Raw genomic sequence first — 25,716 nt, 5'->3', positions numbered from 1 at the left:
TTAGCCGGCCATTTTTTTGAGGTATAGCATGATACGACTTTTCTTTCTGCTCGCCCTGTTACTGCCGCCAGTATACGCCAGAGATGTGATCAGACTGCAGGTAGCACAAAGCGGCGATGCGCCCTTTCGCAGTATTCAGCAGGCGATAAACAGCCTGCCGGATAATGATACTCAGGCCATTATCCAGATTGGGCCGGGGGTGTATGCGGAAAAAATTTATCTAACCCGCAACAAGGTCGCGCTGATTGGCGCAGGGATGGATAACACCGAAATTCGCGTGGCAGAGCTGCGCAGCAACTGGTTAAAGCAACACCCGTCAGACTGGGGAGCTGCGGTAGTGAATATCCGTGCCAGCGACATCGCGCTGTTAAATATCAGCATTGTAAACAGCTATGGCGAGCTGACCGGCGATAACGAACACCAGTTTGCCGTGCGCGGCTTTGAGCAGGCCACCCGTATTATCACCGCCAACTGCCGCATTATTGCCGGCGGTGCTGACACCCTAAGCCTATGGAATAAAACTGACGGTATGTATTACCACGACAACTGTTACTTTGAAGGCCATACCGATATGGTATGCCCGCGTGGTTGGGCGTTTTTCAGTAACAGCACCTTTATCAATAAAAAAGCCTACGCCACTTTGTGGCATGACGGCGAATTAAACGAGCAGCAAAAAATAGTGGTGCGTGACTCACGCTTTGACGGCGTGCCGGGCTTTATGTTGGGCCGTCGCCACTATGATGGCCAGTTTTATCTGATTAATAACCAGTACAGTGCCAATATGGCCGACAAGCCAATTTTCCGCCACACCTACCCAACTGAACCTAAGCGTGACCGTGCTAACTTGTGGGGCGATAGATATTACTTCAGCCATGCTGATGGTAAGCAAGTTATTTATCCGTGGCTGCAAACTCACTTGCCTGAGGATGTAACCGCAGAGCAAATCACCGCTAAGTGGACCTTTGCCGGCCGCTGGGATCCAGAGCAGCAAATACAAACGCTACTGCAACTCAATAAGGAATAACCGATGAAATACCTGCTGATGTTAAGTTTTTACGTTGGCCTTATTCAGGCACAAGCTACCGAGATTGCGCCGGTTAAGCTGCATTTGGTTGGCGACTCGACCATGTCAGACAAACGCAACCTCGCCTATCCCGAGCGCGGTTGGGGCCAGCTGTTGCCGCAGTTTCTGCTGCCACAACTTAGCGTAATAAATCACGCCGCCAATGGCCGCAGCACCCGGCGTTTTCTTGACGAAGGCCGCTGGCAACTCATGTTAAGTGAGCTTAGCAAGGGCGATTATGTGCTGATCCAATTTGGCCATAACGACTCCAAACAATCCGACCCGTCGCGTTACGCCGCCTTTGACAGTGATTATCAGGCTTTTTTAACGCAATTTATTGCCGATGTGCGCTCGCGCGGCGCCACGCCAATGCTGGCCAGTTCGATTTGCCGGCGTAACTTCGCGGAAGATGGCAGCTTAAAACGTGATTTGGCCGACTACGCTAACGCCGCTGCCAAAGTGGCTAAAGAGACAGGCGTCAGCTTTTTCGACTTGCAACAGCACAGCTGTGATTTTTGGCAGCAACTGGGCAAAGACGCCAGCCAGCCTTATTTTATTCAGGTGCCGGCCGGCTTATATCAGAAATTTCCTGATGGCAAAATCGATAACACTCACCTGACATTACAGGGAAGCAGTAAAATCGCGCAACTTTTTGTACAGGAATTAAAACGCCAACAACATCCTCTGGCGTTTTATGTCTATCGGGAACTGTTATAGCTAATCAGATACTGACAAAACGTTGAATATAGGCAAGCTTACTCCTGCCCTGCTTTAGCAACTGATTGCTGCAGATACTGCAGCAAATCTGCTGGCGGCATAGGTTTAGCGTACATAAAGCCCTGCACTTCATCACAACCCATCGCCAGAATAGCCTTTTCCTGTGCCGCTGTTTCAACCCCTTCGGCTATGGTAGACAGATTAAGCCGTTTGCCCAGGCTAATAATGGTTTCAGCAATCACCTCGCCGGCAGCCTGGTCGATATCACGAATAAAAGCACGATCAACTTTTATTCTATCCAACGGCAGCTGTTGTAAGTAGCTTAACGACGAGAAGCCAATACCAAAGTCATCAATAGCCACCTTGATACCAAAACTCTTCAGCTTTTGCAGCGCTTCAATCACTATTTTCGGCTCATCCATGACCACCGACTCGGTTATCTCCAGCTCAAGCAACTCAGGCTTGATTTGATGACGGCTAACACAGTCGATAACAGACTGCACGAATCCCTGATTACGAAACTGTGGCATTGACACATTGACTGCAATCCGCAAGCCGTTAAAACCTTGTTTTTCCAACTGCTTAATTTGCAAACAGGCTTGATCCAGCACCCAGCTACCAATTTCAACTATCAGGCCTGAATATTCCGCAAGTGGGATAAAAATTGCCGGTGACACATACTGGCCATTACCCTGTGGCCAGCGCAATAAGGCTTCCATGCCAACCACTTGTTTTGTCTGCAACGAAATCTGTGGCTGGTACCACAACTGAAGCTGCCCCTGAGCAAAATCCTGCCGCAACATTCGCAACATGGCCAGACGCTCAGCCATTTCATCTTCCATATCAGCTTGATAATACTGATAATTTTGGCCGTAATGTTTCTTTGCTTTATTAAGAGCAATATAAACATGCTTTAATATGGTAAGTCCCTGCTCTGCCGTGTCGGTTAACCGACACAAACCAAAAGTCGCATTAACTTGCAACGCATGTTCGGAGGCATGGAAAGGTTCGGTAAATACGTCCTGCAGACGCTCAGGCGTTAGCTCATGCTCAGGCCCAACCAGACCAAACACATCTGCGCCGATACGCCCAAGCTGAGCGCAAGCACCAAATTGTTGGATCAGACGAAAGGTCACTGCGATTAACAGTTCGTTACCCACATCCTGCCCTAAACCGTCATTTACATCAGAAAAGTGGTCAATATCAATCAGTACGGCGACACTGTGCAGTGCCTCGTAACGCTTGGTATCTTGTAGGATCTGAATGAATTCATTACGGTTTGGTGTTTTAGTTAACGGATCAATGTAGGCGGCGTGCTTTAGCTGCTGAAACAAGGTGACATTTTCATAGCCGATAGAGATATTGCTGAGAAATACCTCTATAAGCTGCCGATCTAAGTCTTCAATTGGCCGGTTGGTTTCGATATACACCGCAGCACAATGTTTATCATTACCCAAATACAACACCGTATCCTGATCAGTAAACAGATGCTGTCGGCTGTGCAGGCATTTAGTAATTTGGCTGACTATACGTTTATTATCAAGCCGGTCGAGTTGGCATTTAATGTAAGGAGCGTAATGCCCGGCAGCACCCAATACATAAATATTGTCGCTGGTACTGCCATCATCTTCAATTTGAGCACAAAGCACACCTTCTGCATGCAAACCAATTAACGAAGAGATCTGTGTTACAACGCCCTCAGAAAATTCATGTAACGAATGTTGTTCAAGTAAATTTGCGCCGGCATTGATAATTTTTTCCAGACCACGCCGGCTTTGATTGATAGTGCGGATTTGCTGATACGAACGTATTGAGGCAATTATAGAGGTAACCAGTTTACTGCGCGTCAGTTCTGTTTTGGTTTTGTAATCGTTGATATCATATTCTTTAATAACACTTTCTTCCGGCGCATAACCCGGCTGACCAGTACGCAGTACAATGCGGACTTCGTCCATGTGTAGCTCTTCACGAATTTGCTGAACTACCAGTAAGCCTGCATCATCTGATTCCATGACGACATCAAGTAATACCAAAGCAGTGTTAGGATGCTGACGTAGAAAAGTAATAGCCTGTGCGCCAGTATAGGCGTGGTGAAATACAAGTTGCTTGCCCAGCACGGTTAAATCATTCAATGCCAGTTTGGTAACAGTATGGATTTCTTCATCGTCATCGACGATTAAAAGGTGCCATTCACCCAGCTTGTGTTCCTCACCTACAACGGCGGGCTCGTCTTCTGCTAAAAACAGAAAATCTTCATCTGTTTCCTTTGACACCATTGCTCTGCCTTTTCTTGATCATTCCGTTTAAATATACATGCTTAATTCATATTAGAGTAAGGTATAACAGATTTTATTTTATACAATTACAATACTGTACTTGCTGCCAGATGAGGTCAGGTGACAAGATGGTGCCAATGTACAAGCCACACCATTGTTTGAACTATGACAAAAATTAGCCCGCTGTCCGGTCAACAACGCTTACGTCAGCTCGCCAGAATGCAACTGGGTAGTGCCGTGCGGTCAGATGATATTAGCCATGCTGAGTCTAATGTGACAGATGCCAGCCCTTTTGCACACAAACATCAACAATTGGCAGCAAGATCAGGTGCAGCCACTAATCAAACCAGCCTGACAGTAGCAGAACGCGCCGAGCGGCGTTTGTTAATGCAAAAAGAACGACAACAGCTGAATTTAGAGCGCATTATATTACTGGCACAGGACTACTGCCCAGAGCAGGTATCAACGCAGGAGGTAGACCCCGACTGGTTTCAGCAGTTTTGTCAGTTGGTGTTGGATGTATCAAATGGCAATATGCAGCAATTATGGGCAAAAATTCTGGCTGGCGAGATTGCCAGTCCGGGTAAGTTTTCACTGAAAACACTGCATGCACTTCAACGCATGAGCTACAAAGAAGCCATAGCTCTGCAGCAGGCTGCTAATCTAAGCTGTCGCAGCCGGCAGGATCCCAGTGGCAGAATTTATTTCGGTTATATTCGTCGCCCCTCGCTGTGGCAATGGCTGACCGGGCGCGGCAGAGCAGTGATTAACCTCAGTCAGTTTGGTTTATCCTACCCACAAATTCTCAGCCTGACAGATATTGGCTTGTTGCATAGCGCGGAAATAGAAAGTGGTGAACTGGCCACAGGCCACAGTCTGCATTGGCAATATCAGCAACAGTTGGTCAGTGGCAAAGTGCGAAAAAATGTTGTACTGCAATATTACAAATATACCGCCAGCGGCGCCGAGTTGTTGCCACTACTAAGTATACAGCCCAATCAAGCCTATTTGCAGGCAATTAAACAACTACTGGCTGGCGTCATTGACTTTAACCCGTGAACACCAATACATAATTTGCTCCAGTTTGCCGGCGTCCAGTGGTTTTAATATCACATCATTCATGCCTGAGCGTTTAAAAGTCGCGACTTCCTGCTCCAGCGCATGAGCAGTAAAAGCCAGAATAGGGACCTGTTGATAGCCTGCCAGCTGGCGTAGTTCGAGGGCAACATCGATACCACTGATATCAGGCAGTTGAATATCAAGCAAAATAATATCAAAACGCTGTTGCCGGCACAGTTGCAGTGCATCCTGACCAGAGGCTGCAGTAGCCAGATCCACTGGCTGTGATTGTAACAACACTTTGACAAAGGCCAGATTTGTTGGATTGTCATCTACAACCAGTAATTGTGGTAAAGCGGTTGTGCTTTCTAGCATGGCTAGATGTTGTAAACAGAATGCGCTGGGCTCTATTGCCCGGTTTAATGCCTCGCGCCAAATCTGTTGCTCAGGCGCCCGGGCATACAACAAAACTGGCCCTTGTATTTTGCTTGCAGATAATAATTGCTGCCACTGCAAAAGCTCCGCGGGTTCAGGTAAAAAAATCAACGTCAGATCATAATGATGCTGCGTACTTTTGCGCTGTAGCTCGGAAATATCAGCACAACTGACTACATTCTGCGCCACCGCACTCAGGCTGCGAATACGTTCAGGTAGTAAAGCAGTATCGTCAAACAGCAACACATGCTGAAACTGCCGGAAACTACTCTCCTTTTTGGTAACCGGTAGCTGTATTGTCAAAGTACTGCCCAAACCATCTAATGACTGCACCGACATAGTTGCTGCAGATTGCTGGCGCACAGCGATAATGCAACCAATATCGGCTTCGTGCCACTGCAGCGGTCGGATGTCAGTAGCATTGAGCAACTGCACCACCCGTGCCGGAATACCGTTGCCATTGCATGTAACGCTTATCTGCAGCATTGCTTGCTCGTCACCGTACAATCGCAGCCGCAACACCAGTTCAGATGCCGCTGACACCCTGGCCGTTAACTGCAACAGCGCAACCAACAACAAATGAATTCGTGGTTCAGCAAGATCAACCTGATGTTCAGCAAGACCGTCAGTTTCAATAACCTGCAGATCTATCCGTTTTGCAACGAGTGACTGCTGTACACCAACTACTGCCGTAGCCACCAGCTCAGTTAATCGTACCGGCTTTGTTCCTGAGCATGTAATGTTGTGCTCTAGAAACAGTAAATTTGTTATTCCGGTTAGTGCGCTTTGTAACTGCTCGGTATCCATATCCAAACTATGTTGGCACAGTTGACGCAAATTTGTCAGACGCTGCTGGATCAGCAGCTGCAGCCGCCTGTGGTCTTGCTGCAATTTATCCAATTGCAGCTGCAACTCGTGACAGCTAGCCTCTTGTTGCTGACTGTAAAACTTAGATTGGTTTAATTCCGCGTTTACACGCTGGCTATTGGTATCTTGCGCCAGCGCAAACTCGTTCAATGCCTGTTTCAGCGGAGAAAACTCGGACACCAGCTCATCGTCAATACGGATGCCCTGTTGTCCCTGGCGTAACTGAGACAACTTATGGGTTAACAAACTAATATCGGTGTGCTGCCGTGACGCTGCTTGCTGCAAAGTACTTTGTAGAGTCTTTAATACCATCAGGCCTATAAACAGCACGATAGCTAGCGGCACCAGCCAGTCAGTATAAGACATATCATGCGTTACCAGCAGCAGTATATAGGCGCTTTCGAGCTCATTACGCGTTGTTGCTTTACTGCTATGTTTTGGGGTCAGCGGCTGCTGAACCAGCCATTGCAAGCCGTGTCTTTGCATTGTAAAAGTCGTCACTGCCGTATTGGGCCGATACGCCAGCAGTGTGTCGGCTGCATCCGTACCGGCTATCAGACGGTGCTGCTGGTCATACACGGCCAGAGCTGTTATCGGTAGCGCACTGACATAGCGCATGTGGTTTAATTGCGCCTGAACTAAAGCCTGATCACGACTTTGTAGCAACGGCACTACGCTCAATTGCAGCGTACTGGCAAATTGTTCCAGTTGTGCACGTTGCTGTGTTGCCCGGTCAAAATAATGCCAACATCCGGTGAGCAATGCCATGACAATGACAGCGCCTAACCAAAGCCCAGTTAACTGTCTGAAAGAATTTAGCAAAATGGAACCTGAACAAAGCTGGAATGAGTCAACTATAAAACGATTCGTTCAGGGTCACAAGGACGTTACATCGCAATAACAGCTGGCGCAGTACAAAAATCTGCGCCTGTTTTTCAGAAGTGAATTTCCAAGCCGGCAAAAACGCCGTTAAACTTTAAATCAGCATACAAATCGTCAATATCATCCAGGCGAATATTCACCGCGCGGTAACCGAGCTTCAGCGTCAAATCAAGCGCCAGATTATCCATAAAAGCGTATGCTACACCGGCTTGTGCATCATACAACTGACTACCATCATAAGACACTATGCTACCCCGGGCAAAAAGCTCAAGTCCGGTCAGCGGCAAGCCCAGCGCTGCAGACGTATATAACATAGGCACTAACTGCGAAATGTTCTGCCGGGCTGATACACCAGCAGCAGCGGTTTCGACTACCAAAACGTCACCCTTGATATATTTGCCATTAATACCAAGGTCAAGGCTAATCAAACTGTTATCAAACAGTTCGTAATACAGCACGTAATCAGTGCTGCTCAGATCAATTTGGTTAATCACCTCAGTAGCGATAACAAAGGTTTCTCCAGCTAGCGTAAAGCCGGCATTAATGTCAGTAATGCCGGTAGATGTTAGTTTATTATGCTGCAGACGTATATTCGGCAATAGCGGGAGTGGATGCTCTAACGCCAGATGGTAGGATGTTTGTGTTTTATCCTTAAAATTAAAATCCTGCTGCATATCAGTCTGGGCAAAACTGCCTTTTGCCGAGCTCTGCCAGCCATCGGCGCCAACATAAATGCCAAGCAAAGTATCTGCCTGCACCGTGCCTGCCAGCAGCACACTGCTCAGCGATAATATCAATGCTGTTTTCTTCATGCCCATTTTTACCCTTGAGTTAATAATTCTGAAAGATCGATCAAAGCCGCGTTAGCGCGTGAAATATAGTTAGCCATCACCAAACTATGGTTAGCCATTAAGCCAAAACCGCTGCCATTGAGGATCATTGGACTCCAGACAGCCTGTTGTGTCGCTTCAAGTTCACGGATGATCTGCCGCAAACTGACCATGGCATTTTTACGTTGCAAGACATCAGCGAAGTCAATTTCTACTGCTTTTAAAAAATGTAGTAACGCCCAGCTGGCGCCACGAGCCTCATAAAACTCATCATCGAGCTTCCACCAGCTGGTTTTTACCAAACGTTGACCGGGTGCATCTGTTGATTGTCTGGCATCAGCATCACCGGCTAAATCGGTATTTAATCTATCCTGACCGACACTGGCGCTTAAGCGCTGAGAATAGCTGCCAAGTCGTTTTTCGACGGCTTTTAACCAATCCCGCAGGTTATCAGCTCTGGCATAAAACTGGCTGTCAGGCCGTGATGGGTCTAGCAGCTCTTGCCGATAAAGGTACAATTGCGCAATGGCTTTGCGATACTCAGCCTCCGCACTGGGTATGGCCCAACTGCGATGGTCAATATTAAACATCGGCTGCGCCACTTTAAGATAAGGGTTTTCCGTCGACTGTGACTGAGAGCGACTTAAATCTTTACGCAGAGCCAGTGCAAGATCACGCGACATCTCAAGCGCCCCGAGTTCCCAGGCTGGCATATTATCCAACAGGCTGAACGGCGGCATAATGTCATTGGATAAATAACCACCACTTTTATCTAACAAGGTTTCGCCGACCCGAATAAGTGCAGTGGTGGTGCTGTAACCGACAACGGCCTTACCTGCCACTTGCTGCTGACTTTGCTGAATTTCATCTACCAGTAACGCTGGCTCACGGCTAACCCACCAGCCGGTAATGTACATCAGCAGCACCAACACTAATGCCGTGGCACTGATCAGTTTTGTATTAAACATAACCCTTCCTTAACGTTTAGGCATCGCAACTACAGGCACCGTAACGGCTAGTTGCCCACCATCGGCAAACATCAGTGTCAGCGCGACAGACTGGCCAGCCTCAAGCTCTGCCGTCGGTTCAAACAACATCAGATGCAAACCACCGGGAGCCAGAGTCACCTGACCTTTAGCCGGGACGGTGATAGCACTAACCTGTTCCATGCGCATCATGCCATCACGGTGACTATGCTGATGTAATTCGGCACGGCCAAAGCTTGTGCTGCTGACGCCAACAAGCTGCAGATCAGCAGCAGTGTGGTTGTGTAGTGTCAGATAGCCAGCCGTAACTGTTCGACCGGGCATCGGCTGACGAATTTGCGCATCTTCAACACTAATATCTGCTGCAAAAGCAAGGTGTGAGGCGGTCAGTAACACTGCTGCAATAAAAGCGCGCATCTGGTATCTCCTTGTAAGTTATTGCCTTATCTTACACCAGTTTTATCCGCTTAACAGCCTGAAACCAAAAACCGCCATGGCGATGTAGCATGTTAGCGATCAGGTAGCACGGCTGCAGCGACCAGATAAGCCACTATCGTTGCCAGCGGAAACATCAGCAACAATATAACGGCCAATATACGTATCAGCCAGCGTGGTTGCTGATAGTAACCGGCAAAGCCGGCACAAACACCTGCCACTTTGCGAAAGGCGCGGGCACAGTACCAGCGGTCAGTATCATAAGTTGCCATCTTTACACTCCTGCGTTTTTTCAAGTTTGTATCGCCGTTTAGCCAGCAGTAATACACAGCTAAACATAATAAAAGTTAAAATTTCTGTACTGGCCCAATGCATAGCATCACCTGTCAAAGTTGCTCACGTAAGCTACCCAGCGCTGTGAATAACTGCCACAGCAGCATTGCCGGGATCAAGCTAAGTACCGGACTCAAATAAATAACAAATAGCCAGCCCGCTGAAAACAGCATTTTATTCAGCCACCTGCACCGTTGTCCCTTGTGAAGCCAGCAGCGTTGAAGCATCCTGTTGGGCTTGCAAGCGGGCTTTAACATCAATAACCGTTTGTAGCATGCTACGATACGCCTGCTGAACCATCTCTGGTTGCAGCTCTGTCAGTTGCTGTGCTGTTGCTGCATGCAGTTCGGCGCTGAATTCGTCTGCCTTGCTGTCGACAGAGTAAAGGGCACTTAGCATTAAAGTGGTTGCAGTCAGTAAAGTTAGCGATTTCATTATCTGGTCCTTGAAATAAATTAGTGTTAACTACCACTAAGGTATTTCAAGCTCTGTGCCAACCAGGAGATTATACGTAAGTTAATGAATAATAATAATAAAAACAAAAAGGCGCTTACCACAAACGGTAAGCGCCTTTTGCAAAAAACTAAAATATAGTGAATTTAACTAACTAGTTAGTGCATTTATCTAACGGCCGTACCAACGCCAATGCCTGCAGCATTAATTCTGGTGTGGCGTCCGCCAGGTGGCCTTTTTCACTCAGTAAACGCCGCCATTGCCGCGCGCCGGGCACGCCCTGAAACAACCCCAGCATATGGCGGGCTATATGCCAAAATCGGGCGCCCTGCTGCATTTGCCGTTCTATATAAGGCAGCATGTGCTGTACCACCTGATGAGCTGTCAGCGGCGCTGCTGCACTGCCGTAGATTAGTGCATCCACTTCACTGAGTAATAACGGATTACTGTAGGCCTCGCGTCCAACCATTACGCCATCAAGATACTGCAGCTGGTCACGCGCTTGCTGCAGCGTTTTAATGCCGCCATTGATACTGATATCCAGCTGCGGGAAATCCTGTTTCAATTGATATACACGCTGATAGTTCAAAGGCGGGATGTCGCGGTTTTCTTTTGGGCTTAAGCCCTTTAGCCAGGCTTTACGGGCATGCACTATCAGTTGCTGGCAACCGGCATCGGCTACTGCAGCGACAAAATCCTGCAAAAACTGGTATTCATCGGAGTCGTCAATACCAATACGGGTTTTTACCGTTACCGGAATATCAACCACATCCTGCATCGCTTTAATGCAATCTGCTACCAGCTGAGGTTGTGCCATCAGGCAAGCGCCAAACATACCGTTTTGCACTCTATCTGACGGGCAACCGACATTAATGTTAACTGCATCGTAGCCACGCTGCTCGGCCAGTTTAGCGCAATGCGCCATATCCACCGGGTTAGAGCCGCCCAATTGCAACACTACCGGGTGCTCTTCTGCATTGAAATCCAGATAATCGCCACTGCCGTAAATAATCGCGCCGGTCGTGACCATTTCGGTATACAGCACCGCATGCTGACTCAGCAGACGGTGAAAGTAGCGGCAATGTTTATCAGACCAGTCCAGCATCGGTGCGACTGAGAACCGATGCCCGGACAGTACAGCGTTGGTTTTCAATTACTTCATATCCGGCAAATTACGACCGTAGAAAATCTCACGCATTTCGCGGAACACTTTCTTACTAATGGCTTTTTGCTCTTCCGGAGTCATTGAATCGGTACCCATACCAAACAGATAGTTGTTTAAATCTGCCTCTTTTAACATCATCTTGGTATGAAACAGGTTTTCCTGATACACATTGACGTCAATCATCTGAAAGGCACGCTTGGTATCTTCGTCCATAAAATTCTGAATAGACGTAATCGGATGGTCGATATAGTGCTTGGTGCCGCTAATATCACGGGTAAAGCCACGCACCCGGTAATCAACGGTCACAATGTCTGACTCAAAACTGTGGATCAGAAAATTCAGTGCTTTCAGTGGCGATATAATACCGCAGGTAGACACCTCGATATCGGCACGGAAAGTACAGATGCCATCATGCGGATGCACTTCCGGATAGGTGTGCACACAAATATGGCTTTTATCTAAATGCGCCACAACCGCATCCGGGCGTGGCCCCGGATTTTCTGAATTATCCGGATCAACTAATACCGGCTCTTCACTGACCAGGATAGTAACGCTGGCACCCTGAGGGTCGTAATCTTGCCGGGCAACATTCAGAATATTAGCGCCAATAATGTCGGTAACTTCAGTCAGAATGTCGGTTAGGCGATCAGCATTGTACTGTTCGTCAATGTACTCGATATACTCTTGCCGGTGCTGTTCTGTTTTGGCATAACAAATGTCATAAAGACTGAAACTCAGACTTTTCGTCAGATTATTAAAGCCATGTAGTTTCAATTTCTCAAATGGTTTAACCAATTACATTGTCTCCGCTAAAAACCGCTTGCCGGTTGTCACTAAATAACAGTTGCTACGCTGTTGTATTAAGCTGTGCCGCCTTCACACTAAAAGAGTGAGATACCTTAACACTGCCAGACAACATAATAGACACTGAACAATACTTATCAGCTGACAGTTGCACTGCCCGCTCTACCTGTTTTTCACTGAGGTTGATACCGCTAACGACAAAGTGCAGGTGTAAGCTGGTAAAAACTTTAGGTACGGTATCGGCGCGTTCTGCACTAAGTTGCACTTCACAATCGAGGACCTGCTGGCGGGCCTTTTTTAAAATGCTAACCACATCAACTGAAGAACAGGCCCCTGCAGCCATCAGTACCATTTCCATCGGGCTGGGTGCGCTACTGTTGTCTTTATTGCCATCGAACACCACTTTGTGGCCACTGCCCGAGGTACCAATAAAGGTATTGTCGTTGTGCCAGCTAACTTTTGCCTGCATTACCGCGCCCCCATCGAAAATAAGGCGTGTATTCTACGTAAAAGCGTCGGCGGTATCTAGCAAAATTGCAGCAAAAACCAGGGCTAATCCATCAGATCAGCTATAGCTGTATCAAACAGGTTCTTGATAAGCAGGGAGATTTCGTTGATAAGTTCGGCTTGTTGCACAGTGGCATTTTTTTCCAATACGCTGGCAAGGACTTCGTGAAAGTCGTACATAATGCCATCTACTTCACGAACAATCATACTACGATGGTTGATTTCCAACTCGGTATGCTGGGTACACAAGGTAATAATTTGCTCAGCAATCGACTCTTCAAGTAACTCACCGATGGTTTTACCGTTTTCATCACCGCTACGCTGTTCAAACAATGACAGATGTTCGGTCAGAAACTGGATTAAATGCTCATATCCGGGTTTATCTGTAACCATAGGTTTATTTACGCCTGATTGCTGATGCAGCACTAATAAGTTTTAGTTATTTAAGCAAAAAGTCCTGCATAAAACAAATCGGGGCTTGCGCCCCGACCCGATTTATTTTTTACAACGTCAGAATTGCAAACCTGGCGACAGCTGCTCTGGCATCACCACTTGCTCTAACTCAACTGACGCGACAGGGTAAGCGCAGTAATCTGCCGCATAGTACGCACTGGCACGATGGTTACCACTGGCACCAATACCACCAAAAGGCGCTGCCGAGCTGGCGCCGGTTATTGGCCGGTTCCAGTTTACAATACCGGCACGAATACGACGGAAGAAATGCTGATACAACTCAGCGCTATCGCTTAAAAGGCCGGCAGATAAACCAAAAGCCGTGCTGTTAGCTGCATCAATTGCCTGATCAAAGTCCGTAAAACGGAATACCTTTAGCAGTGGGCCAAAGTGTTCATCATCAGGAAAATCGCGTACCGCAGAGCATTCAACAATGCCTGGTGTGACCAATGCGGTGTTCTCATCTAAATGGCGCATTGGCAGTAACACTTCGCCGCCCAGCTCAACCAGCTGCTGCTGCACCGCCAGCATGCCTTTGGCTGCAGCGACAGAGATCATCGAGCCCATAAACGGCTGTTCTGCAGCGTCATACACGCCCACTTTGATGTTTGCTGCAACATCTAACAAACGGCTTAAAATAGCATCACCCAAAGCGCCTACCGGCAAGAACAACTTACGGGCACAGGTACAGCGCTGACCGGCAGAAATAAAAGCAGATTGCACAATGTCATGCACTGTGGCGTCGATATTACTAACGTCTTGCACAATTAATGGATTATTGCCGCCCATTTCTAATGCCAAAATTTTATCTGGCCGGCCGGCAAATTGCTGATGCAAATAATGGCCGGTGCGCGAGCTACCGGTAAAGAAAATACCGTCAATCCCCTCATGCGCCGCTATGGCTTTTCCGGTATCTACTTCGCCTTGCAGCAAGCTTAATACGCCAGCGGGAATGCCCGCCTGTTGCCACAGCTTTAACGTATCCTCTGCTACTTTAGGTGTCAGCTCTGACGGTTTAAAAATTACAGCATTGCCTGCCAATAAGGCCGGAACAATATGGCCGTTCGGCAAATGGCCGGGGAAGTTATAAGGGCCAAATACCGCAACCACACCATGCGGTTTGTGCCGGATAAAAGCCCGGCCTTGCGGCATGGGGTTTTCTTTGCTGCCGGTACGTTCCTGATAGGCCCGTACTGAAATATCAATTTTACCAATCATTGCCGCCACTTCAGTGCGGGCTTCCCACAACGCCTTACCGGTTTCTTCAGCAATAGACTGCGCCATCGCTTCTTTATGCTCAGTCAGCTGCTCAGCAAAGCGTTTAACCACAGCTACCCGCTCGTCAAAACTCAAGCCGGCCCAGTGGTACTGCGCGGCACGAGCAGCACTAACAGCTGATGCAACCTGCTCTGTTGTTGCCGCTTGCCCCTGCCAGATTTGACGGTTTTTTGCCGGATCCAAAGACGTGAAGGCCTTGCCCTCACCCTGTACCCAACTGCCATTGATAAACTGTTCTGCGTGTTTCATTAGTGTCCCCTGTTATATACGACTAACCCTGACCCAGTCACCGGCGCCCACAAATAAAGCGGCGGCTGCGGCTGCGCTCAACGTTACCTCGTTGTCATGTTCGTTGATATCAAGTGCCAGCCAGGTGGCGCGAAAATCGGCAAGGCGGGTATTACAAATCAGATAGGGCTGGCCACTGGTTTCTGCGCCAATTTTAACCTGTAAGCGCCGGCTGTTGCGTACACTGCGGATATGCTCTACCCTGGCTTCTACCGTTGGACCTGCGTCAAATATATCGACATAACCACGGTTAGAAAAACCCTCTGATTGCAGCAGCGCCAGTGCTGGCCTGGTTTTATCATGCACCTTACCAATCACAGCTTGAGCTTGTTTGCTAAGCAGGCTGACATAAATCGGATACTTTGGCATCAATTCAGCAATAAACACTTTCTGACCTATGCCGGTCAGATAATCTGCGGTCGGAAAATCCAGTGAGAAAAAATGTTCCTGCAACCACTGCCAAAATGGCGAGCTGCCATCGTCATTCGATATACCGCGCATTTCGGCGATTACTCTGTCAGCAAAACGCTCGGCAAACTCTGCCATAAATAAAAACCGCATTTTTGATAACAAGCGGCCATTATGTTTTTCACGGCGACTTTCTCGTAAAAACAACGTGCATAACTCGCTAACGCCGGTGTAATCATTACATAAGGTCAGAATGTCCACCGTTTTATAAACGCCCAGCGAGCGCGAACTATGCACCACCTTGCCCAGATGGTAGTGATAAAAGGCGTCATCTAACCCGACTGCGGCTTCCAATGCACTGGTGCCACACACTTCACCTGTTTGGCTGTCTTCAAGTACAAACAGATAACCTTCATCTCCGGGCTCTGATACCGTTTTACCAAACGACTGCTCTGAGCGGCTGATTTTACGCATCAGTAGCTCATCATTTACCGGCAAAGAAGTAAAACCATGGCCTGATTCTACTGCGATGGCATACAGTGCCGGATAATCATCCGCTCGGATGGGGCGAATCACCATCATCGTCGCTTACTCCACGTTTGCTTTATCGTTTTTTGGGGCCAAGCTGGCCCCCGCTTCATTTTTGCAGTCTTGATGCTGCTTAAATTTACTATTTACCCGTTAACAACCTGCTTTACTGCTTGCTCAAAACGTTGCATGCCCTGATGAATATCGTCAGCAGTAATCACCAGCGACGGTGCAAACCGCACAACATCGGCACCGGCAACTAACGCCATCACACCCTGCTCAGCTGCTGCCAGGAAGAAATCACGCGCCCGGCCTTTATAACTGTCATTTAATACTGCACCGAGCAACATACCTTGGCCTCGTACCTCACTAAACACCTGATATTTAGCATTAATACGCTCTAGTTCGGCACGAAACAGTTGCTCATTGTCCAGCACCTGCTGCATAACGTCTGGCGTATTAATGGTATCAATTACCGCCTCAGCTACGGCACAAGCCAGTGGATTACCACCATAGGTGCTGCCATGAGTGCCTACCTTAAGGTGGCTGGCAATATCATCTGTCGTCAACATAGCGCCAATTGGGAAACCGCCGCCCAGCGACTTCGCTGTAGTAAGAATATCCGGCGTGACACCATAGTGCATATAAGCATAAAGTTTGCCGGTACGGCCCACGCCTGTTTGCACTTCGTCCATAACCAACAACGCATTGTGCTTATCACACAGCTCGCGCACACCACGGATAAATTCGGCAGTGGCAGGGATAATGCCGCCTTCGCCCTGGATAGGCTCCAGCACGACTGCACAGGTCTTATCAGATATTAACGCTTTGACACTGTCGAGGTTATTAAATTCCGCATGCAGTACAGCACCGGGTTTAGGGCCAAAGCCATCAGAGTAAGCCGCCTGGCCACCGACAGTCACAGTGAAAAACGTACGGCCGTGAAAGCTTTTACTAAAAGAAATAATCTGATCTTTATCGGCACCAAACTTATCTAATGCAAAACGCCTGGCAAGTTTAAAGGCAGCCTCGTTTGCTTCTGCACCAGAGTTGGCAAAATACACCTTGTCGGCAAAGGTAGCATCAACCAGCTTTTTCGCCAGACGCAGTGCGGGCTCGTTGGTCATGACGTTGCTTAAATGCCATAGTTTGCTGGCTTGCTGCGTTAACGCATTCACTAACGCCGGATGACAATGACCTAAGCTACTTACCGCAATACCGCCAGCAAAGTCGACGTATTCACGGCCCTGCTGATCCCATACCCGGGAGCCTTTGCCAGATACCGGGATAATTCCGGCGGGGGCATAATTGGGTACCATTACTTCGTCAAACAACGCACGATTCACTTGCAACAGGCCGGTCATGTTCCACTCCTTTTTTATATTCACTTTACCTGCAATGCACAAACAAGCAGGCTTATCAGAGATACTTACATCGGCATTATTACAGATATAAACAGTGTTGTCTTGCTGTTAGAAAGCCTGAAAAGCCTGATTTAACAAGGCTTACAGATAGATTCTCACCCGAAATGAATAACTACGCAGCGCGGCAAAACCCGTGTTGAGCAAACTGCCGCTGGCAGCTGCCAGCCAGCACACGGCTGGCACACAATATAACTGCAACTGCCAACAGAAACTGATATGCATGGATATTGCACAAATTTTTTGCTAGATATCGACACCCAACCGTTTTAGATTGGTTTGAGACAAGGTTTGCAACGCATCATCGCTTAGCTGAACACTGCTGAACCAATTTTTTGCTTCAGCGGCGCTGATAAATTGTGTGCTTTTAAGTTCATGCCATTGCACATAAACCTGCGCCTGCTGCACCAGCCTGGCCAGCGGGCTGCTTCCGGTATAGCCAACCCCTTCAGCCAGTTGATCTAAGGTCTGACAAAGCGGCAACGTTGCTAACTGCCAGCGTGAGGTAATGTCTGCACTTAGCACAGCAGCGAACTCCTGCAAACTTTCACACAAAAAACTGGCATCAGGTTGCAAGCTGTCCAGTGCATCCGTTAGTTGGACGTCCCGGTTCTCGCGGGCTTGCAATAACTGAACTTGTCTTACTTGCTGGTAAGTGCGCAAATAGTTACGTGTTACCACTGCATGTCCAAGCGTATGAAACAACCCTACGCAAAATGCATTGTACGGGTGTTCAGCGCTGTCTTGTGCCAACCGCCTGGCGGCAATAGCAACAGCCAGAGAGTAATCCCATAGCTTGTTTTTCAGCGCAGTAAATGGATCGGTAGAGTGCGGTATCATACGGCGCATGGCATACACAGGAACGATTAATTGCAGGCTCTCTACACCCAAATAGCGTAAAGCCGTTTTAATATCTTTTACCATCGCACCGGAAGACGTTCGATTGCGATACTGCGGCTGATTCACCAGGCGCAGCAAATCCTCAGCTAACCAGCTGACACGGCTAATCAGCGGATCCAGTTTATTCACTGTTACCACCTTGCCACCTAGTGCATCCAGCAAGGCGTAATATGCACTGCCTGGGTCAAATAAGGTTGAACTAACCTGATCAATATTGTGCAGCTTACGCACTAGCTCGTCGGCGACTTCATCGTGTAGATGCGCCTGGGCAAATTCGGCGAACTGCGCCTTGGCCTCTGCTCCTGCTGCTCGTAAGCGCTGTGCCTTAGCTTCAACATCCAACAACGTGCGTTCAGATGCCAGCTGCCCGGTACGAATTTGGTAGCCCAGCCTTTTATGTGCCGGATCGACTCCAACCATCTGATCAATAAAACGTTGTACTAAAGATTCAGACTGCTGATTTAACTCGGTACTCACTGTAATGGCATTCCGTTGTTAACTGATGACTGGCATTAACATACTGCGGCCTGAGCCTAACGCAGTCAAGCGCGCTATTTTAGCCCAAGCTGCAAAAAGTTTTGCAGCAGTTGTTTGCCCTGCTGGCTTAAGATAGCCTCTGGATGAAACTGCACGCTGTGCAGCCCTGCGCTGCTATGCATCAAGCCCATAACTTCATCACGGGAACCATCTGCATTAGTTGTCCAGGCCGTTTCTTCCAGCTCTTTTGGTAACGAGTCGCGTTCTACTACCAATGAATGATAACGGGTAACATCTAGTGGGTTCGGCAAACCGCCAAACACCGACTGGCCATTGTGCTGAACCAACGAGTTTTTGCCGTGCATCACCTGCCTGGCGCGCACTACCCTCGCACCAAAAACCTGGGCTATCGCCTGGTGACCAAGGCACACCCCTAAAATTGGAAGTTTACCGGCAAACTGTTCTATTGCCTGTAGCGAGACCCCCGCATCATCCGGCGATTTTGGCCCCGGCGATATCACCAGATAGTCAGGTGCCAAAGCGGAAATTTGTGTCAGACTAATATCATCGTTCCGCCGCACCACAACCTGCTGGCCCAATGCAGCAAAGTACTGCATCAGGTTGTAGGTAAACGAATCGTAGTTGTCGATCAGTAACAGCATCGTTTGCTCTGTCGCAACTAAGGTTGCACAAAACCGACCGCTGCATTGACCTTTTGCAGCGTATCAGCTGCACGCGCTCGGGCTTTTTCTGCACCGTCGCGCATTACAGCTTGCAAGCTGGGTAAATCTGCACGCAGTTCGTTGAACATTTTCTGTACCGGCTCTAGCAAAGTAATAACCGCATCGGCAACATCACCTTTTAGATGGCCATACATCTTGCCTTCGTATTCAGCTTCAAGCGCACTGATAGCTTTACCCGTTACGCCGCTTAGAATACTTAGCAGGTTAGCTACACCGGGTTTAGCGTCGATATCAAAACGCACCCGTGGCGGGTCTTCTGAGTCGGTCATCGCTTTTTTAAATTTTTTGCTGATCATTTTCGGATCTTCGAGCAAGCCAACAAAGTTCCATGGATTGTCGTCAGACTTCGACATTTTCTTGGTTGGGTCTTGCAAGCTCATCACCCGTGCAGCCACTGGCGGAATAAAAGGCTCTGGCACGGTAAAAATGTCACCATGTGCCGCGTTAAAGCGCATCGCAACATCACGGGCTAATTCCAAATGTTGCTTTTGGTCGTGTCCGACCGGGATCTGATTGGCCTGATATAACAAAATATCGGCCGCCATTAGCACCGGATAAGTAAACAAGCCGGCGTTGACGTTGTTGTTGTGCCGCTCGGATTTATCTTTAAACTGCGTCATCCGGCTAAGCTCACCAAATTGGGTATAGCAGTTCAGCACCCAGGCCAGCTGGCTGTGCTCAGGCACATGTGATTGCATAAACACCGCAGAGCGCTTAGGGTCGATACCGCAAGCTAAATACAATGCCAGACTATCTAGCGACGCACTGCGCAATGCGGCGGGTTCCTGACGCACCGTTATCGCGTGTAAGTCGACAATACAGTACAGACAATCATAGTCATCTTGCATTCTATCCCACTGGCGCAGGGCTCCCAGATAATTACCGATGGTCAGCTGTCCTGATGGCTGAGCGCCACTGAGTACTATGGGTTTACTGCTCATGCTCTGTTCAATCCTGTGTCTGTCGTAAAATGGGGGCTATTATACTGTTTATTTAACGTGGCGCGACACCGATGCAAGCTGCTCGCGCATCTTTGCAATAGTTTGCGCATAATCAGGGCTGTTAAAGATAGCGGAACCGGCGACAAACATGTCGGCACCAGCATCTGCAATCTCAGCGATGTTATCTACAGTGACACCACCGTCTATCTCCAACCTAATCGACCGGCCACTCTGGTTAATTAGCTGCCGTGCTGCGGCCAGCTTATCTAAGGTTGCCGGAATAAATTTTTGCCCGCCAAAACCGGGGTTAACTGACATCAGTAAAATAACGTCTACTTTGTCCAGCACATAATCAAGGTAACTAAGCGGGGTTGCCGGGTTAAATACCAAGCCAGCCTGACATCCGTGGCTTTTTATCAACTGCAAAGTGCGGTCGATGTGCCGTGACGCTTCCGGATGAAAAGTAATAATACTGGCACCAGCGTCAGCAAATTGCGGCACCAGCGCATCTACCGGCTCTACCATCAAATGCACATCTATCGGGGCTTCAATGCCATAGCTCCGTAATGCCTTACACACCATGGGGCCCATCGTCAGATTGGGCACATAGTGGTTATCCATCACGTCAAAGTGCACCACATCGGCACCAGCCTTTAATACCGCCGCAACGTCATCACCAAGGCGGGCGAAATCAGCGGACAGTATCGACGGCGCTATTAAGTAGGGTTGCATATTATTGTCCTGTTACGGCAAAAGCGTGACTTTACTGAATATTATCAGCAAATGCACTGCATCATGGCCTGTTGGGCGCACAAAAAACAGGCAGTTACGCACCAATAGAGTTCAGCCCGCGACAGGTAAGAAAATCTTAAAGGCCTATTACATTGATACTAAAAGATAATTTGTTATGGCACGTATCTTGGAAAGCTAAAGTCAGGGAACATAAAAAAGGGCAGAAAACATGCAAAATATACGTCGCACCATTTTGGCAACAGGCTTAATCTTAGTTGGTTTAGCTGCAACAGCAGGCAAGGCGGCGGCAGCCGAGTTAAGCGGAGACATAACGTTTACCTCAGACTACGCTTTTCGCGGTATCTCACAAACAGAAGAGGCGCCCGCACTACAAGGGGGGCTGACACTGAGTGCGGAGTCTGGTTTTTATGTATCTGTATGGGGCTCTAACGTAGATTTTCTGGCAGAAGGCACGCTGGAGCTTGATGTTATGCTGGGCTGGAGCGGCGACATCAGTGACGATTGGTCGGCAGATGTCGGTATCATGCGCTACGGCTACCCCAATGCGGAAATCGATGGCTCAAACTTTTGGGAGCTTTACGGATCTCTATCTTATAAAGATCTGACGTTTGGTTTGGCATACAGTGATGATTATTATGCTAACAGTGGCAATTTTATCTATCTTTATGCCAGTTATTCTTACGCGATAACAGACACGATCAGTTTAGATTTGCAGCTGGGTCAAAATGAGTATGATGACAGCAGTGCAAGCTATATGGACTGGAGCCTTGGTTTGAGCACAGAAGTGCTGGGGGCCGGTGTCAGCTTAGCGTACGTCGATACTGATATTGATGGCTCTTATCTGGCAGATAGCCGGGTAATTCTGTCAGTGTCAAAAAGCTTCTGATAACGCCAGGCTGCAGTACGGCGGCTGCAGCCTGACTGTTTCCACCTGTAAAGCTGCACAATAAATAAGCAGCTTGTATCCTGTCGCTGGATGTTTTATTATCGACATAGTCTGGATCAGACAAATGGAATTAACATGAAACTTACCAGCGGTTATAAAAATATCTTTCTTAGTGCAGGTGTATTCACTAGCGCATTATTATTTGCGACCTATTTTATGCCAGCAGATGTATCCTGTCAGTACCTGGAAACACAGGCTACCGCTCAATGTATACCCGGAGAACAGCAAAGTTGGTTTAGTTGGATCCGTGGCGAGAGCCGCTCTACTCAGTTTCATTTTGTCGATTTACTGGAGTTGTTAAATCGTTTGAGCCCGGCTAAATAACGCTTAAAATGGCACAACGTCCTTCAATATTGCAGATAATCAAAGCCGTTGCCGGCGCTATGATAGGTGTTCAGTCTGAACAGCAACGACAACGCGATTTCTCTGCCAGCAGCCCGCTGCCTTTTATCATTGCCGGAGTTATTTTTACGCTGTTTTTTGTTTTAACACTGCTACTGATTGTGTTTTGGGTATTGGCTTAGGCTGATACACCGCAAACAATTCAGCAACTTTACCGCGACTGGTTCCTTTTTGGCTAATAGAGCGCCCAACCTGCAAACTATACAACTCTGCTTGCTGGTAGATTTTACGCGTCCAGGTCGTATCGTGATTACTGATAACTACAGCAATACCCCGCTGCTGTGCTTGCTCAGCAAGATTTGCCAACTGCGCCTGATCATCTAAATCAAAACCCTGTCGGGCATAACTGGTAAAACTGGCAGTTTTGCTCAGCGGTACATAAGGCGGATCGCAGTAAATTACCGCATCTGACGCTGCCGCTTGCATCACTTGCTGATAACTGTGACATGTAAAAGTGGCACGCTGTGCTTTTTCGGCAAAAAAATGTAATTCAGCCTCAGGAAAATACGGTTTTTTATAACTACCAAACGGCACATTAAATTTACCGGATAGATTATAGCGACACAGGCCATTATAACCATGTCGGTTAAGATACAAAAATAATAACGCCCTTTCATACGCATCAACACTTAAATTAAATTGCTGACGCAAGCTAATATAGCTATCACGTTGATTAGTCCGTGCGGTGAAGAATATTTTGGCATCGGTAATAAACCGCTGATGCTCAGTCTGCAACAACTGATAAAGGTTAATTAAGTCAGCGTTGATATCATTCAGCTGATAAGCCGGAAAATCTGTATTCAAAAAAACCGAACCGGCACCTACAAAAGGCTCTATCAGACGCGCTGCATCAGGTAAATGCTGACTTATTGCATCAACAAGATTGTACTTCCCACCAGCCCATTTTAAAAATGCCCGGCTTTTCTGAGCTCTATTTATCACCGCGTTATTCCGTTTGTGACGCGGAATGATCAGTTTGCCGTACTTTGATCTCGTTCTGCACGGCCTGCAGTGACTTGATAAAAGGCCCAGTCGCCGAAATTGCGCCCGGCAATATCGCTATCTGTGCTTTGGCAGTGGTTTTATCACTAAACGCTGCCAATAGTAATACAAGCTGTTTTTGCCCTTGCCAACTTCGGGAGTACGCTAGCACCGGTAACTCAGGGTAAGCTTGCTTAAATCGCAAATAAGCAGCATCACTGGACAACACCGCTAACTGTAAGGCATAAGCCTGCCTATCCATTGCCAACAATGTTGCTTCATCATATACATATTGCATCTGCGGCTCAGCGATACGTTGCCGTTGCGCACTGTCCCTGACATCAACAGCATCAGCTTCGGCCGCTGTCGCCGATGAGGCATCTTCAAATGCCTCTGCAGTATCGGTGATAACTGTGGTATCGTTGCGGCTTACATCATTTGCACTTACCTGACTTTGCAATGCTGCGTCGGCTAGCACAGCATCAGATTGGGTTGGGGTAACCACTTCATCTGGTACAGTTGACGGCATATTAGTGAACAGCTGCTTAGTTTCAACCGCGTTTGGCTGCGCAACCTTTATATCAGTAGCAACGCGCGGCTCTACCCCGGCGCTATCCGGGCGGGAGAAAAACCACCACAACAGACACAGCAATAGCAGCGCTGCCGCCGTATAAATCCAGGAGCGATAACCTTGAACAGCAGAAACGTTTTCTGTTGCTTCTGGCGTGACAGTGCTATCAGCGGCTGAACGCAGCAACAGATGAATATTCCCGTCGGCTTGCGCCAACCGCTGAGCAATTTCCAGCTCGTTTAGTTTTTGCGTGTGCAACAACTGGGTCGCATCTTCAGTGGTAACTTTATTCAACAGTAGCGTGATGTCGTCATGTTCGCCTTCTTCGCTGGCGAAGCAAAACATCAAACAGTCTAATTCCTGTAACTGTTGTAATACGGTTGGTGGCAGGTGGTCAGCATCATCAATAATTAATAACAACGGTAACACCGAGACAGCGCTGCTCAGCTGAGCTGATAAAGACATGTCCGGCTCGGCGCCGCGGTTAAACCATTGCCTCATCAATGGTGTACTAACATCGGTGTCTTGTGTTTTGCTATCGAGCATAGCCACATTAAAGCGATCAGAAAACAACTCTGCAATTGCCAGCGCCATTACAGACTTACCGCTACCGGTAGAGCCGACTATACGAATGCTCTTATGCTGATTAAATGTCAGTTGAAACAGCAACCTATCCAGGCACTCACGCTGAGACGGTAATAACTGCGTTAGTTGTGAGAGTTTTGTTTGCAGCTCAGTTGTGTCCATCGGCAAATACCTCATAAAGTTCTGCTTCAGTTACGTCATCAGCTATTGCTGTCAGGCAAAAACCAACTGGCAGGATAAACCGCATCTTACCGTGCTTTACTTTCTTATCTGTCTGCATAAACGGCATAAAGTCAGCAATTCTCATATCTGCCGGCGCTGCCGTTGGTAAAGCAAATGCGTTGAGTAAGGCTTTAATTTGTTGCAAATCTTGCAGTTGCAGATGCCCGCGGGCCACCGCAAGTTGGCTAGCCATTACCATCCCGGCTGCCACCGCTTCGCCATGTAACCAAACTCCATAACCCAACCACGCCTCAATTGCATGGCCAAAAGTGTGGCCAAGATTAAGCAAAGCACGCTCACCTTGCTCTGTTTCATCCCGGCTGACAATATCAGCTTTCATCTGACAGCAGTGTTGGATCATTGTCGCCAGTGTCTCGGGCTGCTGGTCAAGAATGGCTTGTCTATGCTGCACTAACCAGTCAAAGAAAGCCTTGTCGGCAATAAGTGCATACTTAATCACTTCTGCCATGCCGGCGGCAAACTCTCGCTGTGGCAAAGATTGCAGCACACTGGTGTTTATCAGAACCTGAGCTGGCTGTTTAAAAGCACCAATCATATTCTTGCCAAGTGGATGATTAACGGCTGTTTTACCGCCAACTGATGAATCAACCTGTGACAATAACGTCGTCGGAACCTGCACAAAGCTTATGCCACGTTGATAGCAGGCAGCAACAAAGCCGGTTAGGTCACCAATAACGCCGCCACCTAACGCAACCAACACCAGGTCACGCGACATCTTTTGCTCCAGCAAAAAGCTCAGCACCATTTCAAATGATTGCAGAGTTTTAAAAGCTTCGCCGTCGGGCACTAAAAAATGTTTTACATCAGCATGGGCAAACAGCGCAGTAACCTGTTGTAAATACAGAGGGGCAACAGTGGGGTTAGATATAACAACGACTTGTCTTGCAGTTGCCAAACGCGGTTCAGGCAAACTGAACTTGTCGTCGATACAGATAAGGTAGCTGCGGTCGCCAAGTTGCACATCAACTTTTTGCATAGCAGCTCCT

The 25,716-nt window shown here is 48.0% G+C and carries 27 protein-coding genes; 6 read left to right on the top strand and 21 right to left on the bottom strand.

The genetic code is table 11. The features are described 5' to 3' along the window. The first annotated feature begins 28 nt into the window (after positions 1-28). A complete protein-coding gene (locus tag ACYVIC_RS10130) occupies positions 29-1,024 on the top strand; it encodes a pectinesterase family protein (protein WP_460859581.1) in 996 nt (331 codons plus the stop codon). A gap of 3 nt (positions 1,025-1,027) precedes the next feature. Further along, entirely contained in the window at positions 1,028-1,780 is a 753-nt protein-coding gene (locus ACYVIC_RS10125; protein ID WP_460859579.1) for a rhamnogalacturonan acetylesterase, read from the top strand. A 38-nt stretch (positions 1,781-1,818) separates the two neighbouring features. Here the strand turns inward: ACYVIC_RS10125 and ACYVIC_RS10120 are convergent, their stop codons facing one another. Continuing rightward, the gene (locus ACYVIC_RS10120) at positions 1,819-4,056 is read right to left on the bottom strand and encodes a bifunctional diguanylate cyclase/phosphodiesterase (RefSeq protein ID WP_460859578.1); all 2,238 of its coding nucleotides are present in this window, start codon (positions 4,054-4,056) and stop codon (positions 1,819-1,821) included. 165 nt (positions 4,057-4,221) lie between these two features. Here ACYVIC_RS10120 and ACYVIC_RS10115 point away from each other — a divergent pair, with 165 nt between their 5' ends. Continuing rightward, positions 4,222-5,115 carry a TIGR03899 family protein gene (locus tag ACYVIC_RS10115; RefSeq protein WP_460859576.1) on the top strand — a complete coding sequence of 298 codons (894 nt, stop codon included), beginning with the start codon at positions 4,222-4,224 and terminating at the stop codon, positions 5,113-5,115. On the opposite strand, the gene ACYVIC_RS10110 is transcribed toward ACYVIC_RS10115, so the two are convergent. From ACYVIC_RS10110 to rpe, 17 genes are all read right to left on the bottom strand, one after another. Further along, a complete protein-coding gene (locus ACYVIC_RS10110; protein WP_460859574.1) occupies positions 5,083-7,185 on the bottom strand; it encodes a response regulator in 2,103 nt (700 codons plus the stop codon). The two genes, ACYVIC_RS10115 and ACYVIC_RS10110, sit on opposite strands and share 33 nt — an antisense overlap. Before the next feature lie 167 nt (positions 7,186-7,352). Then, on the bottom strand, positions 7,353-8,111 hold the full coding sequence (locus ACYVIC_RS10105; protein ID WP_460859573.1) for a TIGR04219 family outer membrane beta-barrel protein: 759 nt from the start codon (positions 8,109-8,111) through the stop codon (positions 7,353-7,355). An 8-nt stretch (positions 8,112-8,119) separates the two neighbouring features. Further along, positions 8,120-9,097 carry a DUF2333 family protein gene (locus ACYVIC_RS10100; protein ID WP_460859572.1) on the bottom strand — a complete coding sequence of 326 codons (978 nt, stop codon included), beginning with the start codon at positions 9,095-9,097 and terminating at the stop codon, positions 8,120-8,122. Positions 9,098-9,106: 9 nt separating this feature from the next. Next, on the bottom strand, positions 9,107-9,532 hold the full coding sequence (locus ACYVIC_RS10095) for a copper chaperone PCu(A)C (protein WP_460859570.1): 426 nt from the start codon (positions 9,530-9,532) through the stop codon (positions 9,107-9,109). 92 nt (positions 9,533-9,624) lie between these two features. Next, entirely contained in the window at positions 9,625-9,822 is a 198-nt protein-coding gene (locus ACYVIC_RS10090; protein ID WP_460859568.1) for a PspC domain-containing protein, read from the bottom strand. Between the two features lie 235 nt (positions 9,823-10,057). Continuing rightward, complete coding sequence (locus ACYVIC_RS10085; RefSeq protein ID WP_460859566.1) at positions 10,058-10,318, bottom strand: hypothetical protein; 261 nt, start codon at positions 10,316-10,318, stop codon at positions 10,058-10,060. A 172-nt stretch (positions 10,319-10,490) separates the two neighbouring features. Continuing rightward, on the bottom strand, positions 10,491-11,489 hold the full coding sequence (gene dusA, locus ACYVIC_RS10080; RefSeq protein ID WP_460859565.1) for a tRNA dihydrouridine(20/20a) synthase DusA: 999 nt from the start codon (positions 11,487-11,489) through the stop codon (positions 10,491-10,493). Then, positions 11,490-12,296 carry an adenosylmethionine decarboxylase gene (gene speD / locus ACYVIC_RS10075; RefSeq protein ID WP_460859563.1) on the bottom strand — a complete coding sequence of 269 codons (807 nt, stop codon included), beginning with the start codon at positions 12,294-12,296 and terminating at the stop codon, positions 11,490-11,492. A gap of 52 nt (positions 12,297-12,348) precedes the next feature. Beyond that, positions 12,349-12,774, bottom strand: coding sequence for an OsmC family protein (locus ACYVIC_RS10070; RefSeq protein ID WP_460859562.1), 426 nt, complete (start codon positions 12,772-12,774; stop codon positions 12,349-12,351). Between the two features lie 83 nt (positions 12,775-12,857). Further along, complete coding sequence (locus tag ACYVIC_RS10065) at positions 12,858-13,205, bottom strand: DUF3802 family protein (protein ID WP_460859560.1); 348 nt, start codon at positions 13,203-13,205, stop codon at positions 12,858-12,860. A gap of 117 nt (positions 13,206-13,322) precedes the next feature. After that, complete coding sequence (gene astD / locus ACYVIC_RS10060) at positions 13,323-14,792, bottom strand: succinylglutamate-semialdehyde dehydrogenase (protein WP_460859558.1); 1,470 nt, start codon at positions 14,790-14,792, stop codon at positions 13,323-13,325. 12 nt (positions 14,793-14,804) lie between these two features. Further along, entirely contained in the window at positions 14,805-15,821 is a 1,017-nt protein-coding gene (astA, locus tag ACYVIC_RS10055) for an arginine N-succinyltransferase (RefSeq protein WP_460859556.1), read from the bottom strand. 92 nt (positions 15,822-15,913) lie between these two features. Next, positions 15,914-17,131, bottom strand: a complete 1,218-nt coding sequence (locus ACYVIC_RS10050; protein ID WP_460859554.1) for an aspartate aminotransferase family protein — start codon at positions 17,129-17,131, stop codon at positions 15,914-15,916. Positions 17,132-17,434: 303 nt separating this feature from the next. Further along, positions 17,435-18,565, bottom strand: a complete 1,131-nt coding sequence (locus ACYVIC_RS10045) for an HDOD domain-containing protein (RefSeq protein ID WP_460859552.1) — start codon at positions 18,563-18,565, stop codon at positions 17,435-17,437. A 74-nt stretch (positions 18,566-18,639) separates the two neighbouring features. Continuing rightward, entirely contained in the window at positions 18,640-19,227 is a 588-nt protein-coding gene (locus ACYVIC_RS10040) for an anthranilate synthase component II (RefSeq protein ID WP_460859550.1), read from the bottom strand. A gap of 17 nt (positions 19,228-19,244) precedes the next feature. Further along, positions 19,245-20,249 carry a tryptophan--tRNA ligase gene (gene trpS / locus ACYVIC_RS10035; protein ID WP_460859549.1) on the bottom strand — a complete coding sequence of 335 codons (1,005 nt, stop codon included), beginning with the start codon at positions 20,247-20,249 and terminating at the stop codon, positions 19,245-19,247. A 48-nt stretch (positions 20,250-20,297) separates the two neighbouring features. After that, positions 20,298-20,981, bottom strand: coding sequence for a ribulose-phosphate 3-epimerase (gene rpe / locus ACYVIC_RS10030; protein WP_460859547.1), 684 nt, complete (start codon positions 20,979-20,981; stop codon positions 20,298-20,300). Positions 20,982-21,210: 229 nt separating this feature from the next. Between rpe and ACYVIC_RS10025 the strand changes: the two genes are divergently transcribed. The 3 genes from ACYVIC_RS10025 to ACYVIC_RS10015 all read left to right on the top strand — a co-directional run bounded on the left by ACYVIC_RS10025 (position 21,211) and on the right by ACYVIC_RS10015 (position 22,472). After that, positions 21,211-21,888, top strand: coding sequence for a TorF family putative porin (locus ACYVIC_RS10025; protein WP_460859545.1), 678 nt, complete (start codon positions 21,211-21,213; stop codon positions 21,886-21,888). A 135-nt stretch (positions 21,889-22,023) separates the two neighbouring features. Then, positions 22,024-22,272, top strand: a complete 249-nt coding sequence (locus ACYVIC_RS10020; RefSeq protein ID WP_460859544.1) for a hypothetical protein — start codon at positions 22,024-22,026, stop codon at positions 22,270-22,272. A gap of 8 nt (positions 22,273-22,280) precedes the next feature. After that, positions 22,281-22,472: a DUF2970 domain-containing protein gene (locus ACYVIC_RS10015; RefSeq protein ID WP_460859542.1), complete on the top strand. Its 192-nt coding sequence runs from the start codon at positions 22,281-22,283 to the stop codon at positions 22,470-22,472. Here the strand turns inward: ACYVIC_RS10015 and ACYVIC_RS10010 are convergent. From ACYVIC_RS10010 to aroB, 3 genes are read right to left on the bottom strand one after another with little or no spacing between them, the layout of a single operon-like run. Next, complete coding sequence (locus tag ACYVIC_RS10010) at positions 22,417-23,292, bottom strand: Dam family site-specific DNA-(adenine-N6)-methyltransferase (protein WP_460859541.1); 876 nt, start codon at positions 23,290-23,292, stop codon at positions 22,417-22,419. The two genes, ACYVIC_RS10015 and ACYVIC_RS10010, sit on opposite strands and share 56 nt — an antisense overlap. 4 nt (positions 23,293-23,296) lie before the next feature. After that, on the bottom strand, positions 23,297-24,649 hold the full coding sequence (locus tag ACYVIC_RS10005) for an AAA family ATPase (protein WP_460859539.1): 1,353 nt from the start codon (positions 24,647-24,649) through the stop codon (positions 23,297-23,299). Next, positions 24,636-25,706, bottom strand: a complete 1,071-nt coding sequence (gene aroB, locus ACYVIC_RS10000; RefSeq protein ID WP_460859537.1) for a 3-dehydroquinate synthase — start codon at positions 25,704-25,706, stop codon at positions 24,636-24,638. Before aroB ends, ACYVIC_RS10005 begins: the two co-directional genes overlap by 14 nt. Positions 25,707-25,716: the final 10 nt, after the last annotated feature.

The organism is Rheinheimera gaetbuli, assembly GCF_054781935.1.
The sequence above is the reverse complement of the archived record's forward strand: the minus strand, read 5'-3'. Positions and strand labels throughout refer to the sequence as shown.